Raw genomic sequence first — 20388 nt, forward strand, 5'->3', positions numbered from 1 at the left:
CGGTGCGCCCACCGTCCCGAACCGGTCACCAGAACCAGTTCTACCGCCCTGACCTGCGATTTCATGGAATCTCAAAAAATCTTGGTCCGGAGCGATGAGTTTCTCCGGGGTCGGCGGTCCACCCTCGCATGGACAAGATTCTCTCCCGCGACGGCACCTCGATCGCGTACCGGCACCGGGGCGAGGGCCCGCCGGTGGTCCTGGTCGGCGGCTCGCTGGACACGGCGGAGACGGGGGCGCCGCTCGCGCGCCTGCTGGCGCCGCGCTTCCGTGTCGTGACGTACGACCGGCGCGGCCGGGGCGCCAGTGGTGACGGCGGCCCCTACGCGCGCGAGCGCGAGATCGAGGACCTGGCGGCGCTCGTCGGGTCGGTCGGCGGCGCGGCCTCGGTGTTCGGTGTGGGCGCCGGTGGCGCGCTCGCCCTGGAGGCGCGGGCCGCCGGGGTGCCCCTGGACCTGGTGGCGGTGTACGAGCCGCCGTACACCCCTGGCGCCGCCGGGCTGCGCTACAAGGCGTGCTGTACGGACCGGCTGCGCCGGCTGCTGGGCTGCGGGGACCGGGCGGGCGCCGTGGAGCTGTACCTGTCGGTGACCGGGGTGCCGTCCGACCTGATCGCCCGGATGCGCCGGGCCCCGCTGTGGAGCGGCCTGGTGGCGATGGCCCACACCCTGGCGTACGACGACGCGCTGCTCGGGGACGGCTCGATCCCCGCCGAGCGGTTCGCCGCCGTCACCACGCGCACGCTGGTGGTCTGCGGCGGCGCCAGCCCCACCCCGGCGCGGCTGTCCGCCCGCGCCCTGGCGGACGCCCTGCCCCGCGCCCGGCACCGCATCCTGACCGGGCAGACCCGGGACCTGGCGCCGCAGGCGGTGGCGCCGGTCCTCTCGGAGTTCTTCGCCCAGGACGGCCTGGACCTCCGCCGGGCGTCCTGAGACGGCGGCTCCGCCCCGCGCGTCCCCGCCCGTACGGGGGTCGGACGCGGACGCGCGGGGGCGGGGCCGCTCAGAGCCTGTCGGGTGACCTTCGATCGATGGGCGGACGGCGGTCCGGTGCGGGCGATCCCGAGGCGCCGGATGCCCTTGTAGCGGAGCTGCTCGGGCGTTCCGGCACCGCCGGAGGCGCGCGTGCCAGGACGTGGCAGCCCGGTCGGAGGTCGCCCGACGGGCTCTCAGGCGGTGGTGACCTGGCGGCGGGCCGTCGTGGCGATCGTCGCCGAGCCGACGACGCGGGTGCCGTCGTAGAGCACGACGGCCTGGCCGGGGGCCACGCCGCGGACCGGCTCGGTGAAGGCGACGTGCAGGGTGCCGTCGACGAGTTCGGCGGTGACCTCGGTCTCGCCGCCGTGGGCGCGCAGCTGCGCGGTGTACGTGCCGGGGCCGGCCGGGGCGGTGCCGCACCAGCGGGGCCTGATGGCGGTGAGCGCGGTGACGTCGAGGGCCTCGGCCGGGCCGACCGTCACGGTGTTGTCCACCGGGGAGATGTCCAGGACGTAGCGCGGCTTGCCGTCGGGGGCGGGGTGGCCGATGCGCAGGCCCTTGCGCTGGCCGATGGTGAAGCCGTACGCGCCCTCGTGGGTGCCGACCCTGGTGCCCGACTCGTCGACGATGTCGCCCTCGGCGGTGCCGAGCCGGCTCGCCAGGAAGCCCTGGGTGTCGCCGTCGGCGATGAAGCAGATGTCGTGGCTGTCGGGCTTCTTGGCGACGGCGAGGCCGCGGCGTTCGGCCTCGGCGCGGATCTCGTCCTTGGTGGTGAGGGTGTCGCCGAGCGGGAACATCGCGTGGGCGAGCTGCTTCTCGTCCAGCACCCCGAGGACGTACGACTGGTCCTTGGCCATGTCCGAGGCCCGGTGCAGCTCCCGGCCGCCGTCCGCGTTGCGCACGACCGTGGCGTAGTGGCCGGTGCAGACGGCGTCGAAGCCGAGGGCGAGGGCCTTGTCGAGGAGCGCGGCGAACTTGATCTTCTCGTTGCAGCGCAGGCAGGGGTTGGGCGTGCGGCCGGCCTCGTACTCGGCGACGAAGTCGTCCACGACGTCCTCGCGGAACCGTTCCGCCAGGTCCCAGACGTAGAACGGGATGCCGATCACGTCCGCGGCGCGGCGGGCGTCGCGGGAGTCCTCGATCGTGCAACAGCCGCGCGCCCCGGTACGGAAGGACTGGGGGTTGGCGGAGAGGGCGAGGTGCACACCCGTCACGTCGTGGCCGGCCTCGGCGGCGCGGGCCGCGGCGACGGCGGAGTCGACACCGCCCGACATGGCGGCGAGCACGCGGAGGGGGCGCTGGGAAGTCTCAGTCATAGCCTCACCAGAGTACGGGGCGCCGGGAACCGAACGCTCCTCGATATGCGTTGTGGATCACATGGGGAGCAAGGGGACGTCGGGCGGCGAGGGGTCCGGGCGCGGCATCGGCCGGCGCGGGCTGCTGATCGGCGCCGCCGTCACGGCCGCGGGCGCCGCGGCGCTGGCGCGGGACGATCTGCGGCGCGCCTGGTGGCGGCTGCCCGGGGTGGAGAAGCCCCGCAGGCCCGGCGAGGTGGATTACGCCGGGGCCCGCTGGATCGAGGCGTCCCCGGCGAACTACCGGCGGGCCGACCGCCCCGACGACTACGTGATCGACCGGGTCGTCGTCCATGTGACCCAGGGCGGCTACGCGGGCGCCGTGCGGGCCTTCCAGGACCCGGCGCACGGGGCGGCGGCGCACTACGTGGTGCGCGAGGACGGCCGGGTGACGCAGATGATCCGCGAGCTGGACGTGGCGTTCCACGCGGGCAACCGCGCGTACAACGAACGCAGTGTGGGGATAGAGCACGAGGGCTTCGTGGACCGCCCGCAGGATTTCACGGCACGGATGTACGGGGCCTCGGCCCGGCTCACGGCGGCGGTCTGCGAGCGGTACGGGATACCGGTGGACCGGAAGCACATCATCGGGCACGCCGAGGTGCCCGGCGCCGACCACACGGACCCGGGCCGGCACTGGGACTGGGACCGCTATCTGAAGCTGGTCCGGGCGGCGGGCAACCGCTGACGGTCAGCTGAGCCCGGCCGTACGGGCCCGCTCCACCGCCGGTCCGATCGCGCGGGCCACTTCCGCGACGTCCTCCTTGGTGGAGGTGTGGCCGAGCGAGAAGCGCAGGGTGCCGCGGGCCAGGTCGGGATCGGTGCCGGTGGCCAGGAGCACGTGGCTCGGCTGGGCGATCCCGGCGGTGCAGGCGGAGCCGGTGGAGCACTCGATGCCCTGGGCGTCCAGCAGCAGGAGCAGGGAGTCGCCCTCGCAGCCGGGGAAGGTGAAGTGGGCGTTGGCGGGGAGCCGGCCGCCGGGGGCCGGGTCGCCGCCGAGGACGGCGTCGGGCACGGCGTCCAGCACGGCCGCCGCCAGGTCGTCGCGGAGTCCGCCGATCTCGCGGGCGAAGTCCTCCCGCCGCTCGGTGGCCAGCCGTCCGGCGACGGCGAAGGAGGCGATGGCGGGCACGTCGAGCGTGCCGGAGCGGACGTGCCGCTCCTGGCCGCCGCCGTGGAGCACGGGCACGGGGGTGTGCTCGCGGCCCAGCAGCAGCGCGCCGATGCCGAACGGGCCGCCGATCTTGTGCGCGCTGACGGTCATGGCGGCCAGCCCGGACGCGGCGAAGTCGACCGCCAGCTGCCCGACGGCCTGCACCGCGTCCGCGTGCATGGGGATCTCGAACTCCTGGGCCACCGCGGTGAGTTCGCGGACCGGGAGGATGGTGCCGATCTCGTTGTTGGCCCACATCACGGTGATCAGCGCGACGTCGGAGGGGTCGCGGAGGACCGCCTCGCGCAGCGCGTCCGGGTGGACGCGCCCGTACCGGTCGACGGGGAGGTACTCGACGTTCGCGCCCTCGTGCCGGGCGAGCCAGTCGACGGCGTCCAGCACCGCGTGGTGCTCGACCGGGCTGGCCAGCACCCGCGTGCGGCGCGGGTCGGCGGCGCGGCGGGACCAGTACAGCCCCTTCACGGCGAGGTTGTCGGCCTCGGTCCCGCCGGAGGTGAAGACCACCTCGCTGGGGCGTGCGCCGAGGGCTTCGGCGAGGGTCTCCCGCGACTCCTCGACGGTACGGCGGGCCCGGCGCCCGGCGGCGTGCAGGGAGGACGCGTTGCCGGTGAGGGCGAGCTGGGCGGTCATCGCCTCGATCGCTTCCGGAAGCATCGGCGTGGTCGCGGCGTGGTCGAGGTAAGCCATGGTGGGCCCGATTCTACGAGGCGGGGGCGGGGCGTACGGCGGGCGCATCGCGCCCCGGCACCCGCGCACGGCCGGATGTGGCCCTTCCCGCCCCGTTCCGGGGGACGTCCGGGCAGGTGGGGGCGTCGGGTCCCGCGCCCGGTCCGGCCGGTGGGACCCCGGGCGGCGAGGCCGTTGCCGGCGGCGCGGAAGAGCGCCCCGTCCCGGTGGCCCTGCCGGTCCGCGCGGTGGAGCCACCGTGTCGTCTTGGCGACATGTCGCAAGCACGGCACCGGAGAGGTCTGGTGCGGCGATCAGTGGGGGCCCCAGTCTTGAGCCGCACCGCGTGTCCGTTTCCTTGCCCCCTGGAAAGGTTCCGATGCACATACGGCATCGCTCTGCCGCCGTTCTGGCGGCGGGCGTCCTCATAGCCACTCTGTCCCCCGTCGCCTCCGGCGCGAACGCCGCTCCGGCACCCGCCTCCGTCGGAGCGGACCCCGCAGGCCGCCCCGAGGTCGCCTCCGTCACACTCGTGACCGGTGACCGGGTGCGGCTGGAGACCTTCCCCGGCGGCCGGAAGGCCGTCTCCGTCGACCCGGCCCCGGGCGCCACGCAGGCCGACTTCACCCAGCTGGAGATCGACAAGCAGACGTACGTGCTGCCCCGCGCCGCGCTCCCGTACATCTCCTCCGGGAAGCTGGACCGGCAGCTGTTCAACATCACCGCCCTGATCGAGCAGGGCTACGACGACGCCCACACCTCCGCCATCCCGCTGATCGCCCGCTACACCGGCGGGACGAACCCCACGGCCAAGGGGGCGCCCACCGGTTCGCGCAAGGGCCTGGTCCTCAAGAGCCTGCGCGGCTCGGCGCTGAAGGCGGACAAGAAGCAGGCCCGGCGGTTCTGGAAGGCCATCGACGACGACGCGCTCGCCAAGAGCCTCGCCGGGAGCGGCGCGAAGAGCGCCTCCAGGGGCTCCGCCTTCAAGAACGCGGCCTTCGAGGACGGCGTCGAGAAGCTGTGGCTGGACGCGAAGGCGCATGTCTCCCTCGACCGCAGCACCGCGCAGATCGGTGCGCCCGAGGCGTGGCAGGCCGGTTACGACGGAAAGGGCGCGACCGTCGCCGTCCTGGACACCGGGGTCGACGCCACCCACCCCGACCTGGCCGGAAGGCTCGGCGAGGTACGCAACTTCACCGGGGACCCCAGCGCGAACGACGGCCACGGCCACGGCACCCATGTCGCCTCGACCATCGCCGGCAGCGGCAGCGCCTCGGGCGGCTCGCGCAAGGGCGTGGCACCGGGGGCGCGGCTGATGATCGGGAAGGTGCTGGACAACACCGGCTCCGGACCGTACTCCGCCATCCTCGGCGGGATGGAGTGGGCCGCCAACGCGGGCGCCGACGTCATCAGCATGAGCCTGGGCGGCGAGCCCACCGACGGCACCGACATCCTGAGCATCGCCCTCGACCAGCTCACCGAGGACACCGGCGCCCTCTTCGTCGTGGCGGCGGGCAACACGGGCGCGGACTACCAGGTGGGCTCCCCGGGCGCCGCGGCCCGCGCGCTGACCGTGGGCGCCGTCGACCGCGACGACCAGCTGGCCTCCTTCTCCAGCCGCGGCCCGCGCGTCGGGGACAACGGCGCCAAGCCCGACCTCACGGCTCCCGGCGTCGGCATCGTCGCCGCACGCGCGGCCGGCACGTCCATGGGCAGCCCGGTGGACGCGTCGTACACCGCCGCGTCGGGTACGTCCATGGCGACCCCGCACGTGGCGGGCGCGGCGGCGATCCTGGCCGGTCAGCACCCGGACTGGAACGCGGAGCAGCTCAAGGACGCGTTGATGAGCACGACGCGGACCACCCCGGACCGGACGGTCTACGAGCAGGGCACCGGCCGGGTGGACGTGGCCCGCTCGGTGCGCCAGCAGGTACGCGCCACCGGCACCACCGGATTCGGCTCCCTGACCCCCGACTCGGGCCAGCAGCAGGTGCACGTCACCTACACCAACGACGGTGACGCGCCTGTCACCCTCGCCCTGGACACCACCTTCGACGGGATGTTCGACTCCCCGGCCCCGACCGGTGCGATCAGCGCCCCCGAGCAGGTCACCGTGGCCGCCCACGGCACGTCCGACGTGACCGTGACCCTCGACGCGTCCGCGCTGTCGCAGGGCGTCTACGGCGGCCGTCTCACCGCGACCTCGGCCGACGGCAAGACCGTCACGCACACCGTCCTCTCCGCGTCGAAGGACCCGGCCAAGCACAAGGTCACCCTGCGCGGCATCGACCGCGCCGGGCAGCCGGCGGACATCTCCCCGCTGATCCTGCTGGGCCCCGTGGGCCGCTTCGACATCATCGGGTCGGTACCGGCCGGGGAGACCGCGGCGGTGGAGGTGCCCTCGGGCACGTACTACCTGCACGGCGTCATCTCGCAGTACACGGAGGAGAACGCGACCAGCAGCCTGGTGGTCGACCCCCAGCTGCGGGTGGACGGCGCCACGGACGTGGTGCTCGACGCGCGCAAGGCGGTCCCCGTGGACATCCGGACCCCCAAACCGGCCGAACACCGGGGCACGGTGGTCTTCTCCACCCACTGGTCGACCGCGAACCGGGACTTCATCAGCTTCTTCACCAGCGGGCACAGCGGCGGATACCGCCTCTACGTCACCCCCACCAAGAAGTACACCGAGGGGGAGTTCGAGTTCTCCTCCCGCTGGCAGCTCGCCGCGCCGCTGCTCACCGCACGCACCGTCTCCCGCACCGCCACCGCCGGTGTCCCCCTCCGTCTGCTGCACAACTCCCCCGCCGTCGAGAGCACGCGGCGCCTACGGGTGGTGGACGCCGGTCACGGACGCCCCGAGGACTACGCGGCGCTGCGCGCCCGCGGCACGGACGTCCGCGGCGCGGCGGTGCTCGTCGCGCTGGAGGGACTCGAGTACGACGAGGCGGTGGCCGAGGCCGCCCGCGCCGGAGCCGCGGCCGCCCTCACCACCGCCGAGGGCAACCTGTACTCGTCCGCGTCCTGGCAGCCGGTGGGCGCCCGGCTGCCGGCGATCGGGCTGTACGCCTCCCACGCCACCGCGGAGCGGCTGCGCAAGCCGGGCACCGTGCTGGAGCTGAAGGGCACCCCGGACAGCCCGTACGTCTACGACGTCGTGCAGTCCTCGCGGCAGCGCGTCCCCGAGCGCGTCGTCCACACCGTCGAACCGGGGAACACCGCCACCGTGGTCTCGCGCTACCCGGACACGAACGGAGTCCGCTACGTCACGGAGGACCGGCCGTCCTGGCGGCCGTGGGAGGGGGACAACGGGGTCCTCTCCATCCGGTCCCGGTACGTCCGCACCGGGCAGGTGCGTACGGAGTACCTGAGCGGCCCCGCCGACACGCGGTGGCTGCACTGGGTCAACCCCCGTACCGCCTGGGCGCTCCAGGCCGTGGGGACCGGCATGTTCGGCCCCCAGCGCACCTACCGGCCCGGTGAACGCGTCACGGAGAGCTGGAACGGGGCCGTGGTGCGCCCGGCGATCCCCCGGGGCGTCGACGGGCTCGCGTTCCGCAAGGGCGACCAGCTGACCATCGGCGTCCCCGAGTTCGCCGACAGCACCGCCGGCCACTACGGCTTCGCCCTGCCCGGCACCAAGGCCGACACCCCGTACCCCGACGAGACCAGCGCCGTACTGCGTCGCGACGGCGAGGTCCTCGCCAAGGGCCCCCGGGCGTGGGGCGTCTTCCCGGCGGGCCGGGACGACGGCCGCTACCAACTGGACCTGGACGTGAAGCGCAGCAGCCCCGAGGGCACCCTCTCGCGGGCCACCAGCACCAGCTGGTCGTTCACCGCCCCCCGCCCGGCCGAGGGCGAGGAGTCCCTGCTCCCCCTCCTCCAGCTCGACTACGACGTGGCCACCGACCTCCGGGGCGCCGCCCCCGACTCCGGGGCCTTCGCCTTCGGAGTGAGCGCCCGCTACCCGGACGGTCTGACGGGCCGTTCCGTGAAGGGCATGGAGATGTCCGTCTCGTACGACGACGGCGGGCACTGGCAGGCCGCGAAGACGTCCGCCCGGGGTGACGGCGCCTACCGCGTCCGGGTCGCCCACCCCTCGACCGCCCGCACCAGCGGGTACGTCACGCTGCGGGTCCGCGCCTGGGACGACGCGGGCAACGAGGTGACCCAGCGGATCGAGCGGGCGTACGCGCTGAGGTAGGAGGACGTACGGCCTGATCCGGAAGCCGCGGCCGACCCGGTCGCGGCTTCCGCGCGTCCTACGACAGCCAGTCGCGCCGCGCCGCCTGCCAGACCAGTTGGGTACGCGTCTTCGCGCCCGCCCGCTGCATCAGCGCGGTGATCCGGCGCTGCACCGTGCGGTGGCTGACACCCAGCTGGGTCGCGATCGCCTTGTCCGCCACACCCGCGACGACCAGGGAGAGCAGATAGCGCTCGTCGCCGGTGAGGCTGCCGCCCGGGCTCATGCCCCCGGCGAAGTCGGCCAGTTCGCCCGTCTCCGTGACGTGCAGCGGGGTCCCCGCCGCCCACTGGATGTCGAACAGGGCGACGAGGGCGTCCAGGAGAGTGCTGCTGCGGATGATCGCGGCGGTCGGCTCGCCCCGGGCTCCGGTCGTGCTGCTCGGCATCAGCGGGCAGACGGCGACGGAGCTGTCGACGATGACCATGCGCACGGGGATCGTGCTGGTGGCGCGGGCCACTTCACCGGCGCGGATGCCCTGGGCGACGTTGTCGACCATGCCGGGCGCCTCCAGGCAGGCCCGTTCGTAGATCGCCTCGTAGCGGATGCCCCGGGCGAGCAGCTCGAACTCCTCGTCGTTGTCCTGGGCGCGCAGCGCCACGGGATTGGCCTTGCAGAACCACCGCAGGTCGCTGCGGGCCCCGTAGGCGAGCTGGCGCAGCTGCTGGCGGATGGCACCGGCCCCGGTGATCACCTCGACCAGCTGCCCGGCGTCATGGCGCCGGCCGCCCGCCCGGTACTCCTCGGCCAGCTGCTCCACCCCGCGCCGCGCCCACTCCAGCGCTTCCTGGCCGCGCGCCAGCAGAGGCTGCAGCGCCACGTCCGGCGGGACGGGTACGTACCGCATGCCGCCGTCGCCCGGCAGCCGCCCGACCATGCCTTTGTCATGCAGGGAGGACAGGAGCGACGCCGCCTCGTGTTCCTGGATGTGGAGCTGTTGGACGATCTCGTCCACGCCCGCACCCCGCACCTCCACCAAGTGTCGGTAGAGCCGTTCCTCCGCCGCCCCGATCCCGGCTATCTCCAGCACGCGCCTTCTCCCTCCCCGCAGCCCACCCCGAGCGGACGCCCACTGTGCCGTCCATGATCGAACAGGATGCGGTCGCCCCCGCCGGGCGATCAAGAAGACACCACGGTTTCCCTGGCGCCCGCCGCTGCCGCCGTGCCGGGTTCAGCCGCCGAAACTCCAGGCGGCGGCGCCGTTTCCGGTGACGAGGAGGGCGAGGACCACGAGGTCGGCGACGCCGAGGGCGAGCCCGAGCCAGGCGCGGCCGCGACGGGTGGTGGACCGGACGAGGGCGAGGACCGCCATCACGATGGCGGCCGGGCCGAGCAGGATGTTCATCACCAGCAGGCCGACGAGCCCGAGCACGAAGGAGGCGACGGCCAGTCCGTCGGCGTCCCGGGTGGAACGGCCGGCGCGCACGCCCTCCGCATCGGGGTGGCGGGCCGGCGCGATGAGTGTCATGGGTGCGGGCTCCTTCAAGGCTGCGGTGGGGGGGTGGGCGGGGTCAGCGGGGACGTCGCTGCGCGCCGGCGCGCTCGCGTACGGCGAAGACCAGCAGCCAGCATCCGATCAGGCCGGCGAGCGCGAAGCTCAACGGCAACGGGATCTGGGCCACCGCCCCGAGCACGACCCCGAACAGAAGCAGTACGGCGACAAGGACGACCATGTTCAGCCTTTCCCCGGACCCTCACGAGCATTTGAGAGTACGACTGTTCACTGACTCATCAGTCTAATCGCACGCACGGCTTCCCCGCTCCGGAGAACAGTTGTTTACTGAATGGCATGAGTCACACCGCCGGCACCCGGCTGGCCCAGAAGATGAGGACGCGTCAGGCGCTGCTGGACGCGGCGCTCGCGCTTCTGGAGCACCAGAGCCTCAGCAGCCTCGGGCTGCGGGAGGTGACCCGCGCCGCCGGGGTCGCGCCCACCGCCTTCTACCGGCACTTCGACGACACGGCGGCGCTCGGCGTGGCACTCGTCGAGGAGGCACTGGGGAGCCTGCACGGCGTGATCGGCGCGATCCTCGCCGAGACCGGGGACAGCGAGGAGCGGCTCGGGCGCGGCATCGGACTGATACTGCGCCATGTCGCCGAGCAGCCCGCGCACTTCCGCTTCATCGCGCGCGAGCAGCACGGCGGGGTGGGTCCGGTGCGGGAGGCCATCGCGGCCGAACTGCGGCGGTTCGCCGAGGAGGTGGCGGCGTCGCTCGCCGAGGAGCCCGAGTCCCGGGGCTGGAGCGACGGGGACCTGCTGATGCTGGGCGGCTTCTACGTCGACCACATGGTGATCACCGCGTCGGCCCTGCTGGACGCGGGCCCGGAGGGCGAACACGAGGTGGCCGAAACGGCCCGCCGCCGACTCCGACTGGTCACCCTCGGCCGGGCGCACTGGCTGGACGACGGGGCCGCGTAACCCGCACGGGGGCCAACCGGGTACCCCCGCACATGCGGGGACGACGTTCAGAAGCTCGATCACGCCATTGATGGCGCCCGGACCACCCCCGCACGCGCGGGGACGACCCCTTGCTGGTGGTGCCCTGGTAGAGCGTGTACGGATCACCCCCGCACACGCGGGGACAACGCTTCGTGAGCCGGGAGTTTACCGAGCGGAGCAGCCGATTTCATTCGGTTGCCCCGGACTCGCACCGGCCTTCGGCCAGCACCCCGCCCCCGTCACGCCACACGGGGCGCGCCGGGGGCAGGGCCGGAGGGTCAGGGGCGCGGGGCGCGGGCGAGTTGGCGGGACTGGGCCACGAGGCGGTCGGCACTGTCCCAGACCTCCGCGTCCTCCTCCAGGAAGCCGCCCGCGAGGTTGCGGGTGGTGATGGAGACCCGGAGCGGGCCCGGGGCCGGGCGGCAGCGGATGTGGGTGGTGAGCTCGACGGTGGGCGTCCAGCCCTTGAGGCCCAGCTCGAAGGAGGTGGGCGGCAGCGCGTCCACGGTGAGCAGCAGCGAGAGCGCGTCGGCGTCGCGGCCGTCCGCGAGGCCGAACCAGCCGCGCATCTCGCCCTTGCCCGAGGGCGCGCCCACGGCCCAGCCGACCGTCGCCGGGTCGAGCCGGATGTCGAGCCGGCCGGTGATGGCGGAGCTGCCGGGGATCGGGGCCGGGCCGTCGTTGGCGCCGAGGCACTGCTCCAGCGGCGGGATGGCGGGCGGCTTCACCGCCGTGCGGACCTCGTCGGACAGCGCGTCCAGGTCGCCGTAGGTGGCGATGACCCGGATGCGCTCGACCTCGGAGCCGTCCTCCGCGTACTGGAAGAGCGAGGCCTGGCCGGTGGAGAGGGTGCGGCCGGTGCGGACGGTCTGGGTCCGGATCACCGCGGGGCCGGGGACGGACGCGGTGAGGTAGTGCGCGGAGACCGAGAAGGGGTCCGGGTGCGGCAGGGCCTGCCCCAGTGCGCGGCCGAGCATGGCGAGCAGATAGCCGCCGTTGACGGCGTGGATGATCGTCCAGCCCGCGGAGAGCTCGGCGTCGTAGACGCCCTCCTCGCGAAGGGTGACCGCGGTGTCGCGGTCGAACTCGCTGTCACCGATGGTCGCCGGGGACCCGATGGTCGCCGGTCCGGTCTGCGCCGCCTGCTCTGCTGCCTGTGCCATGCGACGCACCGTACACCGATTGTATTACTGAGCGGTAGCTTTTTGAGGCGGATCACAGCGCGGACCGCGGCGGGCGGCTCAGGTGGCCGCGGCGCCCTCCTCGGCCGCCGCGGACTTCCGGTTGAAGGCGCGCGGGGCCCGCCAGTGGTAGCGCATCGCCATCAGCCGGAGCACGAAGGCCACGATCACGGCGGCGCCGCTGGTGAGGGCGTTCAGCATGCCGAAGCGGATGCACAGGACGGTCATGGCGGCGCCGACGACGGCGGGCACCGCGTACAGGTCGCGGTCCCAGCGCAGCAGCGAGGGCACCTCGTTGGCCAGGACGTCGCGCAGCACGCCGCCGCCGGCCGCGGTGGCGAGCCCGAGCGCCGCCGAGGCGGTGAGGCCGAGCCCGTAGTCGTACGCCTTGACCGTGCCCGTGACGCAGAACAGCCCGAGGCCCGCCGCGTCGAAGACGTTGACGGCCACCTGGATGCGCTCGACCTGGGGGTGGAGGAAGAACACCAGCACGGCGGCGAGCAGCGGGGTGGTGAAGTAGCCGAGGTCGGTGAAGGCGGCGGGCGGGACCGCTCCGATGACGATGTCACGGAACAGCCCCCCGCCCAGCGCGGTCACCTCGGCGAGCACCGCGATGCCGAAGACATCGAAGTTCTTGCGTACGGCGAGCAGAGCGCCGGAGATCGCGAAGACGAAGATTCCGACGATGTCGAGCGCATGCTGGACGGAGGGCGTGAACAGTTCGGTGAGCACCGGGCAATTGTGCCGGTACTACCCCTCTGCGCTGTCCTTCGGCGTATCGGAGGTCGCGGCCGGGACGGCCGGACCGTCCGCCTGCTGGTTCTCCGGATGGTGGCAGGCCACCTGATGGCCGGTCCGCAGCGCGACCATCGGCGGTTCCTGCGTCTTGCAGACCTCCGTGGCCTTCCAGCACCGGGTGTGGAAACGGCAGCCGCTGGGCGGCGAGATCGGCGAGGGGACGTCGCCCTTGAGCAGGATGCGCTCGCTCTTGGCCGAGCGGCGCTTCGGGTCCGGGATCGGGACCGCCGAGAGCAGCGCCTTGGTGTACGGGTGCATCGGCGCCCGGTAGAGCGACTCGCGGTCGGCCATCTCCACGATCTTGCCGAGGTACATCACCGCGATCCGGTCCGAGACGTGCCGGACCACCGACAGGTCGTGGGCGATGATCACGTAGGTGAGGCCCAGCTCGGCCTGGAGGTCGTCGAGCAGGTTGACCACCTGCGCCTGGATCGACACGTCGAGCGCGGAGACCGGCTCGTCCGCCACGACCAGCTTGGGCTTGAGCGCGAGCGCGCGGGCGATCCCGATGCGCTGGCGCTGGCCGCCGGAGAACTCGTGCGGGTAGCGGTTGTAGTGCTCGGGGTTGAGGCCCACGACCTCCAGCAGCCGCTGCACCTCCTTCTTGACGCCGCCCTCGGGCGTGACGCCCTGGAGCTTGAAGGGGGCGCCGACGATCGTGCCGATCGTGTGCCGCGGGTTCAGCGAGGAGTACGGGTCCTGGAAGATCATCTGCATGTCCCGGCGCATCGGGCGCATGCCGCCCACGCCGAGGTGCGTGATGTCCCTGCCCTCGAACTCGACGCTCCCCGCAGTGGGTTCGAGCAGCCGGGTGATCAGGCGGCCCATCGTCGACTTGCCGCAGCCGGACTCCCCGACGACGCCCAGGGTCTCGCCCGAGCGCACCTCGAAGTCGATCCCGTCGACCGCCTTCACGGCGCCGGTGGTGCGCTGGAGCAGCCCCTTCTTGATCGGGAAGTGCTTCTGCAGCCCGGTCACCCGGAGCAGCACCTCGCCGGAAGGGGTGCCGCCGGCCGGGGCTTCGGGCGCGGCCGACCTCTGCTCGGGCACGTCCGCGCCCTTGTCCTCGCTCGTCACGGCCTTGTCCTCGCTCACAGCTTGGGCGCAATCTCTTCGGTCCAGATACGCTCCCGCTGCTCCTGCGACATGTGGCAGGCCGCCCAGTGCCGGCTGCCGACCTCCTGGAGCTCGGGCCGTACGGTGCGGGTGACGTCGTCCTTGGGCACGTCCGCGTACGGGCAGCGCGGGTTGAAGGCGCAGCCGGACGGGATGTTGATGAGTGACGGCGGGGAACCCTTGACCGGGATGAGCCGGTCGGTCTGCTCGCGGTCGAGGCGCGGCATGGAGCCCAGCAGACCCCAGGTGTAGGGGTGGCGGGGCTCGTAGAACACCTTCTCGGCCGGGCCGCGCTCGACGCAGCGTCCGCCGTACATCACCAGGAGGTCGTCGGCCAGCTCGGCGACGACGCCCAGGTCGTGGGTGATGATGATGACCGCGGAGCCGAACTCCTTCTGCAGGTCCCGGATCAGGTCGAGGATCTGCGCCTGGACGGTCACGTCGAGCGCGGTCGTCGGCTCGTCGGCGATCAGCAGTTCGGGGTTGTTGACCAGCGACATGGCGATCATCGCGCGCTGGCGCATACCGCCGGAGAACTCGTGCGGGTAGCTGTCGACGCGCTTGTCGGGCTGCGGGATGCCGACCCGGTCGAGCATCTCGATCGCCCGCTTGCGGGCGGTCTTCTTGTCGACGTCGTGGTGGACCCGGTACGCCTCCACGATCTGCTTGCCGATCGTGTAGTACGGGTGCAGCGCGGACAGCGGGTCCTGGAAGATCATGGCCATGTCGCGGCCGCGCAGCCTGCGCACCTCGTCCGGGTCGGCAGAGAGCAGTTCCTTGCCGTCCAGCCAGATCTCGCCGGAGACGCGGGGCTTGCGCTTGCCGTACTGGCCGGTGGTGTGCAGGCCCATGATGCCGAGCGAGGTGACGGACTTGCCGGAGCCGGACTCGCCGACGACGCCGAGGGTCTTGCCCTTCTCCAGCTGGAAGCTGAGCCCGTCGACGGACTTGACCAGGCCGTCGTCGGTCGGGAAGTGCACCCTGAGGTCGCGGACCTCCAGGAAGGCGGTGGGGGCGGGCGAGCCGGAGCTCGTGGGCTCGCCCAGCGCGGCACCGGTCTTGTTCGGTTCGGTCATCCCAGCCTCACTCGCGGGTCGATGACGGCGTACATGATGTCGACGACGAGGTTGGCGACCGCGATCGCGAGTGCTGCGAACAGGGTGACGCCGAGAATCACCGGAAGGTCCTTGCTGCTGATCGCCTGGACCGCGGCGAGCCCGAGACCGGGCAGGTTGAACGTGGACTCGGTGAGCACGGCGCCCCCGAGGAGCACGCCGATGTCGAGGCCGAAGACGGTGAGGATCGGCGTCATCGCGGAACGCAGGGCGTGCCGGGTGATGACGGTGCTCTCGCCGAGGCCCTTGGCGCGGGCGGTACGGATGTAGTCCTCGCCGAGCACTTCGAGCATGGTGGCCCGGGTGAGCCGGGCGTACATCGCGGCGTTGAGGAAGGCGAGCACGATCCACGGCAGGATCAGCGACTGGAACCAGACGCCGATGTTGTCGTCGGTGGAGAGGTTGTCGGCGATCCGCACCCAGCCGAGGGTGTGCACGAACAGGCCCATGGCGACCATGCCGGTGAAGAAGATCGGCAGCGAGACACCGGCGAGGGCCGTGGTCATCGCGGCCCGGTCCCAGATGGTGCCGCGGCGCAGCGCCGAGACCACACCGGTGGCGACACCGCCGAGGAGCCACAGGACGCAGGCGCCCGCGGCGAGCGCGCCGGTGACGGGCAGCGCGTCCTTCAGGGTGGTCCACACCGGGACCTCGGTACGGAAGGAGTACCCGAAGCAGGGCGCGGCGCAGTGGGTGACGTCGGCACCGTTCGCGTAGTCGCGCCCCATCGGGATGCCCTTGACGAAATCCCAGAACTGGACGAGGAGGGGGTCGTCGAGACCCAGTTTGATCCGGATGCCCTGGAGCTGCTCGGCACCGGAGGCCTTGCCGGCGAAGAGGACTGCGACGTCCTGACCCGCCCACTTGGGCAGCATGAAGAAGATGGTGAACGTCGCGAGCAGTACGACGAGCACCATGATGACTACGGCGAACAGGCGCCGGATGAGATAAGCAAGCACTGTGCGCGGCCCGGCGGTGGCCGGGAACCCCTGCGCGGGGTTCCCGGCCACCGCCCCGGCCATCACCTGCCCTTCGGACTGGCGGGTTTCGGCGGCGGAGGGGCAGTCAACGGGGTTGACTGCGAATGCTGTCGACCGGAGCGACTACTTGACGACGCCGAGCGAGGCGTAGTCGTAGCGGCCGTTGTAGGCGTCGGACATGTAGGCGTTGGTCAGACGGCTGCCGCGCCAGGTGATGTTCTTCTCGTAGATGAAGGGCATCCAGTCGGCCTGGTCGAGGATCCGCTTGTCGAGCTCCGCGTAGACCTCACCGGCCTTGACCGGGTCGGTCTCCGCGATCGCCTTGTCGAAGAGGCCGTCGATCTTCGGGTCGTTCAGCTGCGACTCGTTGTAGTTGCCGGTCTCCGAGAGGAAGCGGCTGTCCCACAGCGGCTGGCCGAAGCCCTGGCCGGACGGGAAGTCCGGGCCCCAGCCGCTCATGGTCATGCCGTAGCCGCGCTTCTTCACGACGGACGGCGAGCCGGTGATGCTGGACGCCTCGGCGCCGTCGATCGGGTCCACCTCGACCTTGATGCCGACCTTGCCGAGCTGCTCCTGGAGCGCCTCGGCGGTGTCGACCTCGCCCGGGTTGTTGTTACGGGCGCTGAGCTTGGTGGAGAAGCCGCTCGGCTGGTTGCACTGCTTCAGCTCGTCCTTGGCCTTGGCCAGGTCCGGCTTGCCCTTGCGGGCGAGGACGCCGTACGGGTCGTAGTCGCTGTGGCCCTTGATGGAGGCCGGCAGCGTGCTGTTGGCGATCGCACCGCCGGCGAGCTCGCCACCGCGGGTCTGCTGGAGACCGGCGAAGTCCGTCGCGTAGAAGACGGCCTTGCGGCAGTGGACGTTGTCGAACGGCTTCGCCGTGTGGACCAGGGCGACGTAGCGGACGAAGGACGTCTGCATGTTGTCGACGCTGTCCTTGTGCTTCTGGACGGCGGTGACGCGGCCGGACTGGGTCATGCCGGTGCCGTTGAGGTCGACGTCGTAGTCGCCCGCCATCAGCTTCTTGTCGTTCTCCTCCAGGTTGGCGGAGATCGTCACCGTGATCTTGTCCGGGAGGGCGGCGCGCACCGGGTCCGAGGACTTCTGCCACTTGTCGTTGCGGACGAGCACGATGCTCTTGCCCGGCTTGTACGACTCGAACTTGTACGGGCCGTTGGAGAACGGGCGCTGGGTGTACTTCGTCCCGGTGTCCTTGTCGGCCTTCACGGGCGAGCCGGACGGCATGGCGAGGAACTGCTCGAAGTCACCGTTGGGCTTGGGCAGCTTGAAGACGATGGTGTTGTCGTCCGGCGTCTCGATCGCCTTCAGGCCGAGCTTGTCCGCGGCCTTGTCCTTGTAGGGGCCCTTGTACTCGCCCTTGGGGTCCAGCGTCTGCATGAGGTACTGCGGGCCACCGGTGATGGTGTCCGTCGCCCAGATGCGCTCGATGCCGTACTTGACGTCCTTGGAGGTCAGCTTCGAGCCGTCCTCCCAGGTCAGACCGTCACGCAGCTTGTACGTGTAGGTCTTGCCGCCGTCCGTGATCTCACCGGGGCCGGTGGCGAGGTCGCCGACCAGCTTGGTGGAGGCCTGACCCGGCTTGGTGTCGTAGGTCACCAGCTGGCGGGTGTAGAAGCGCATGAAGTCCCAGGCCATGCCGTAGTAGGCGCGCTGGGGGTCGGCGGAGTCGAGGTCCTGCTTGCCGACGAACTTCAGCGTCCCGCCCTTCTTGGTGGACGGGTTGGCGACCTTGTTGAACGCCGCGTTGTATCCGGCGCCCTTCGCACTGCCGCCGTCCTCGCCGTCGCCGCCGCCGCACGCCGTGGTGGTCATCAGCGCCGCGACCACGAGGGCCGCACCCGCGGTGAGCCGTCGTTTCGAGGTGACTGTGGACATTTTCTCGCAACCTCCGAGATCGCGGTCCCAGGCAGTTGCTTGCCAAAGAACCATGGAAAGAGCCACCTGACGATGCGGCAGGGGCAGGTCGTGGGCTATCGGGTTCCCTTGGGGTCCAGAGCATCGCGCAGCCCGTCCCCGAAGAGGTTGAAGGCCAGCACGGTGATGAAGATCGTCACGCCGGGGAAGACCATGAACATCGGGTCGTGCTCGTACGTTTCCAGCGCGTCCCGGAGCATGCCGCCCCAGGAGGCGGTGGGCGGGCGGACACCGGCGCCGAGGAAGCTGAGCGCGGCCTCGGTGAGGATGTTGGTGGGGATCATCAGCGTCGCGTAGACGGTGATCGGCGCCACCAGGTTCGGCAGGAGCTCGCGGAAGAGGATGTGGGTCCGTCCGCCGCCGAGGCTGCGGGCCGCCTCCACGTACTCGCGTTCCCGCAGCGAGAGCGTCTGGCCCCGGACGATGCGGCCCACGTAGGGCCAGCCGAAGAAGCCGATGACGGCCACGAGAACGGCGATGCGCACGCCGCTGCCGGTGAGGCCGAGCAGGTCGTCGGGGAGGACCGACACCAGGGAGATGATGAAGAGCAGCTGCGGGAAGGAGAGCAGCACGTCCATGATCCGGCTGATCACCGAGTCGATCCAGCCGCCGAAGTACCCGGCGATGATCCCGAACAGGGTGCCGAGCGCGACGGCGACCAGGGCCGCCAGGAACGCCACCAGCAGGGAGATCCGGGCGCCGTAGACGATGCGGCTGAAGATGTCGCGGCCCTTGTTGGGTTCGACGCCGAAGAGGAAGTCGCCGCTCATCCCGCCCAGGCTGCCCTGGGGGAGGTTGGTCAGCGGGTCGAGCTTGTCCTGGTGGAAGTCGTTCGGCGGGTGCCCCAGCAGGCTGACGATCAGCGGCGCGAAGACCGCCACCAGAACGAGGACGAGAACGGTGATGCCGCCGGCCAGTGCGACCTTGTCCTGCTTCAGACGGCTCCAGGCGATCTGCTTGAGCGACCGCCCCTCTACCTTCTTCGCCCCGGAGTCGACGGAGTCGACCGCGGGGCCGCCGACCGCGTCCGGATCCGCTTCCCTGGTCGGCTCGTGCAGTGGTGCCGTCATCGTGGCAAGGACCCCTCTCAACCGGCGGTGGCCGGGCCGAACTGGCCGCAGTGGCGGCGCGGATCAGTCAGTCGTACGCGAGCGGCAAGACGCCCTTGCTGCGGGAGTCTTCATTGCCGTCACTACAGGTAGCCATACCGGCAGGCGAATGGATGCCTAACCGTGATGCGGTCCTGGGTGTTCCGTTATCCGGACGCCGCCTAACGACCGTCGAACGCGGGTCAGTTGAGGAACAAGGGGGCAGTCCCGCAGAATCGGCGCGCAATCACCACCAGGGGTGCGCGGCACTCAAATCCCGGACATTGAAGGCGTGATGGGTCCGGAACGGGGTGAACACCCTCCGGGACGGGAGGGGTTGGTGGCATATGCGCACGTTACGAAGGAGTGGAAGCGTAATGTCACATTCCGCTTTTCGGGGCTTCCGGTGCGCTTCGGGGCTTTGCCGCCGGTACGTGGACCGGCGCCGGCCGACGCGGGGACGGGCCCCACCGCTCCCTGGGCGGGGGCAGGCCGGTATCAGTACGCGGACTGCGGCGGGTAGCCGTATCCCGTGGCGGGGGCCGCCGGGGCGTGCGCCTCGCGGTCGTAGAACGGGCGGGCGTTGGCGCGCAGCCACATCGCGACCGGGTCGTACTCGTCGGACATCGCGACGGTGGAGACGGGCAGCCCGTCCGGGACGGCGGAGATCGACTGCTGCATCATCGTGCGCGCCGCGTCCACCGAGGACGGGGAGGTGTCGTAGAGGTCGAGCCCGATGGTGAGGTACGGGGCGCCGAGCGCGGGCTGCACCCAGGCGCGGCGCAGCGAGCGGACCGCGGGGGTGCGGTGGGCGGTCTGCGTGAGCAGGGCGTAGAACTGCGGGATCTCGATGGCGGGCTCGGTGAGCCGGAGCGGGCCGGCGGGCATCCGGTCGAGGCCGGTGGCGATCCGGCGCAGGTCCAGCCAGGGGATGCCGACGCCGCCGCCGGGGGCGTGCGGGTTGAGCCAGATGCCCCAGCGGTCGGGGAAGAGGGCGCGGGCGATGTCCACGCCGTCGACCAGCTCGTGGGCGCGGTTCCAGCCGCTGGCGGAGAGCTCCTGCGCGGAGGTCACACAGGGGGCGTAGCCGAGGCCGTCCACCTCCATGTTCCCGTACTGGGCGTCGGGCGATCCGGCCTGGCCCTGCCACAGGAGCATCCAGATCCGGCCGTGGGCGAGTGCCTGGAGCAGCGCCTCGTACGCGTCGTAGCGCCCGGGCGTCACTTGGCGCAGCATGTGCTCGACCTGCCCGGCCGCCGCGGTGCCTGACGCACTCACCTGGTCCCGCCCCTCTTCGATCCACTGTGCCGCCCGGCCGCTCCC

At 71.8% G+C, this 20388-nt stretch carries 17 protein-coding genes; 4 read left to right on the forward strand and 13 right to left on the reverse strand.

The window, feature by feature from the left end; translation table 11 throughout:
• Nucleotides 1-128: 128 nt before the first annotated feature.
• Nucleotides 129-932: an alpha/beta fold hydrolase gene (locus ACIQGQ_RS34075; protein WP_402403546.1), complete on the forward strand. Its 804-nt coding sequence runs from the start codon at nt 129-131 to the stop codon at nt 930-932.
• 236 nt (nt 933-1168) lie between these two features.
• Here ACIQGQ_RS34075 and mnmA read toward each other — a convergent pair whose 3' ends face one another.
• Entirely contained in the window at nt 1169-2293 is a 1125-nt protein-coding gene (gene mnmA / locus ACIQGQ_RS34080) for a tRNA 2-thiouridine(34) synthase MnmA (protein ID WP_402403549.1), read from the reverse strand.
• A gap of 61 nt (nt 2294-2354) precedes the next feature.
• On the opposite strand from mnmA, the gene ACIQGQ_RS34085 reads away from it, so the two are divergent.
• A complete protein-coding gene (locus ACIQGQ_RS34085) occupies nt 2355-3020 on the forward strand; it encodes an N-acetylmuramoyl-L-alanine amidase (protein ID WP_402403551.1) in 666 nt (221 codons plus the stop codon).
• A gap of 3 nt (nt 3021-3023) precedes the next feature.
• Here the strand turns inward: ACIQGQ_RS34085 and ACIQGQ_RS34090 are convergent, their stop codons facing one another.
• Nucleotides 3024-4193 carry a cysteine desulfurase family protein gene (locus tag ACIQGQ_RS34090; RefSeq protein ID WP_402403554.1) on the reverse strand — a complete coding sequence of 390 codons (1170 nt, stop codon included), beginning with the start codon at nt 4191-4193 and terminating at the stop codon, nt 3024-3026.
• A 358-nt stretch (nt 4194-4551) separates the two neighbouring features.
• Between ACIQGQ_RS34090 and ACIQGQ_RS34095 the strand changes: the two genes are divergently transcribed.
• A complete protein-coding gene (locus tag ACIQGQ_RS34095; RefSeq protein ID WP_402403557.1) occupies nt 4552-8376 on the forward strand; it encodes a S8 family peptidase in 3825 nt (1274 codons plus the stop codon).
• Nucleotides 8377-8434: 58 nt separating this feature from the next.
• Here the strand turns inward: ACIQGQ_RS34095 and ACIQGQ_RS34100 are convergent, their stop codons facing one another.
• The 3 genes from ACIQGQ_RS34100 to ACIQGQ_RS34110 all read right to left on the reverse strand — a co-directional run bounded on the left by ACIQGQ_RS34100 (nt 8435) and on the right by ACIQGQ_RS34110 (nt 10088).
• Nucleotides 8435-9445: a helix-turn-helix domain-containing protein gene (locus ACIQGQ_RS34100; protein WP_402403560.1), complete on the reverse strand. Its 1011-nt coding sequence runs from the start codon at nt 9443-9445 to the stop codon at nt 8435-8437.
• Nucleotides 9446-9586: 141 nt separating this feature from the next.
• Nucleotides 9587-9883, reverse strand: a complete 297-nt coding sequence (locus tag ACIQGQ_RS34105) for a DUF4190 domain-containing protein (protein ID WP_402403562.1) — start codon at nt 9881-9883, stop codon at nt 9587-9589.
• Between the two features lie 43 nt (nt 9884-9926).
• Nucleotides 9927-10088: a hypothetical protein gene (locus tag ACIQGQ_RS34110; RefSeq protein ID WP_402403565.1), complete on the reverse strand. Its 162-nt coding sequence runs from the start codon at nt 10086-10088 to the stop codon at nt 9927-9929.
• A 116-nt stretch (nt 10089-10204) separates the two neighbouring features.
• On the opposite strand from ACIQGQ_RS34110, the gene ACIQGQ_RS34115 reads away from it, so the two are divergent.
• Nucleotides 10205-10834 (forward strand): TetR family transcriptional regulator, encoded by a 630-nt coding sequence (locus ACIQGQ_RS34115; RefSeq protein WP_402403567.1) that lies wholly within the window; start codon nt 10205-10207, stop codon nt 10832-10834.
• 299 nt (nt 10835-11133) lie between these two features.
• Here ACIQGQ_RS34115 and ACIQGQ_RS34120 read toward each other — a convergent pair whose 3' ends face one another.
• The 8 genes from ACIQGQ_RS34120 to ACIQGQ_RS34155 form a co-directional block, all read right to left on the reverse strand.
• Complete coding sequence (locus ACIQGQ_RS34120; RefSeq protein ID WP_402403569.1) at nt 11134-12018, reverse strand: thioesterase family protein; 885 nt, start codon at nt 12016-12018, stop codon at nt 11134-11136.
• A 78-nt stretch (nt 12019-12096) separates the two neighbouring features.
• On the reverse strand, nt 12097-12768 hold the full coding sequence (locus ACIQGQ_RS34125) for a trimeric intracellular cation channel family protein (RefSeq protein WP_402403572.1): 672 nt from the start codon (nt 12766-12768) through the stop codon (nt 12097-12099).
• An 18-nt stretch (nt 12769-12786) separates the two neighbouring features.
• The gene (locus ACIQGQ_RS34130) at nt 12787-13884 is read right to left on the reverse strand and encodes an ABC transporter ATP-binding protein (protein ID WP_402403609.1); all 1098 of its coding nucleotides are present in this window, start codon (nt 13882-13884) and stop codon (nt 12787-12789) included.
• A gap of 41 nt (nt 13885-13925) precedes the next feature.
• Nucleotides 13926-15026, reverse strand: a complete 1101-nt coding sequence (locus ACIQGQ_RS34135; protein ID WP_402403575.1) for an ABC transporter ATP-binding protein — start codon at nt 15024-15026, stop codon at nt 13926-13928.
• Nucleotides 15023-16024: an ABC transporter permease gene (locus tag ACIQGQ_RS34140; RefSeq protein WP_402403612.1), complete on the reverse strand. Its 1002-nt coding sequence runs from the start codon at nt 16022-16024 to the stop codon at nt 15023-15025. The genes ACIQGQ_RS34135 and ACIQGQ_RS34140 overlap by 4 nt, the downstream gene beginning before the upstream one ends.
• Nucleotides 16025-16168: 144 nt before the next feature.
• A complete protein-coding gene (locus ACIQGQ_RS34145; RefSeq protein ID WP_402403578.1) occupies nt 16169-17938 on the reverse strand; it encodes an ABC transporter substrate-binding protein in 1770 nt (589 codons plus the stop codon).
• Between the two features lie 95 nt (nt 17939-18033).
• Nucleotides 18034-19047 carry an ABC transporter permease gene (locus tag ACIQGQ_RS34150; protein WP_352280720.1) on the reverse strand — a complete coding sequence of 338 codons (1014 nt, stop codon included), beginning with the start codon at nt 19045-19047 and terminating at the stop codon, nt 18034-18036.
• A gap of 516 nt (nt 19048-19563) precedes the next feature.
• Nucleotides 19564-20343 (reverse strand): enhanced serine sensitivity protein SseB C-terminal domain-containing protein, encoded by a 780-nt coding sequence (locus ACIQGQ_RS34155; RefSeq protein WP_366299240.1) that lies wholly within the window; start codon nt 20341-20343, stop codon nt 19564-19566.
• Between the last annotated feature and the right edge of the window lie 45 nt (nt 20344-20388).

Origin of the sequence: Streptomyces sp. NPDC092952 (assembly GCF_044754785.1) — a bacterium.
Taxonomy (GTDB): domain Bacteria; phylum Actinomycetota; class Actinomycetes; order Streptomycetales; family Streptomycetaceae; genus Streptomyces.

Coding starts and splice junctions, on each gene's coding strand:
- ACIQGQ_RS34075 (WP_402403546.1), top strand. CDS start 129: ATGGACAAGATTCTCTCCCGCGACGGCACCTCGATCGCGTACCGGCAC.
- mnmA (WP_402403549.1), bottom strand. CDS start 2,293: ATGACTGAGACTTCCCAGCGCCCCCTCCGCGTGCTCGCCGCCATGTCG.
- ACIQGQ_RS34085 (WP_402403551.1), top strand. CDS start 2,355: ATGGGGAGCAAGGGGACGTCGGGCGGCGAGGGGTCCGGGCGCGGCATC.
- ACIQGQ_RS34090 (WP_402403554.1), bottom strand. CDS start 4,193: ATGGCTTACCTCGACCACGCCGCGACCACGCCGATGCTTCCGGAAGCG.
- ACIQGQ_RS34095 (WP_402403557.1), top strand. CDS start 4,552: ATGCACATACGGCATCGCTCTGCCGCCGTTCTGGCGGCGGGCGTCCTC.
- ACIQGQ_RS34105 (WP_402403562.1), bottom strand. CDS start 9,883: ATGACACTCATCGCGCCGGCCCGCCACCCCGATGCGGAGGGCGTGCGC.
- ACIQGQ_RS34110 (WP_402403565.1), bottom strand. CDS start 10,088: ATGGTCGTCCTTGTCGCCGTACTGCTTCTGTTCGGGGTCGTGCTCGGG.
- ACIQGQ_RS34115 (WP_402403567.1), top strand. CDS start 10,205: ATGAGTCACACCGCCGGCACCCGGCTGGCCCAGAAGATGAGGACGCGT.
- ACIQGQ_RS34120 (WP_402403569.1), bottom strand. CDS start 12,018: ATGGCACAGGCAGCAGAGCAGGCGGCGCAGACCGGACCGGCGACCATC.
- ACIQGQ_RS34135 (WP_402403575.1), bottom strand. CDS start 15,026: ATGACCGAACCGAACAAGACCGGTGCCGCGCTGGGCGAGCCCACGAGC.
- ACIQGQ_RS34145 (WP_402403578.1), bottom strand. CDS start 17,938: ATGTCCACAGTCACCTCGAAACGACGGCTCACCGCGGGTGCGGCCCTC.
- ACIQGQ_RS34150 (WP_352280720.1), bottom strand. CDS start 19,047: ATGACGGCACCACTGCACGAGCCGACCAGGGAAGCGGATCCGGACGCG.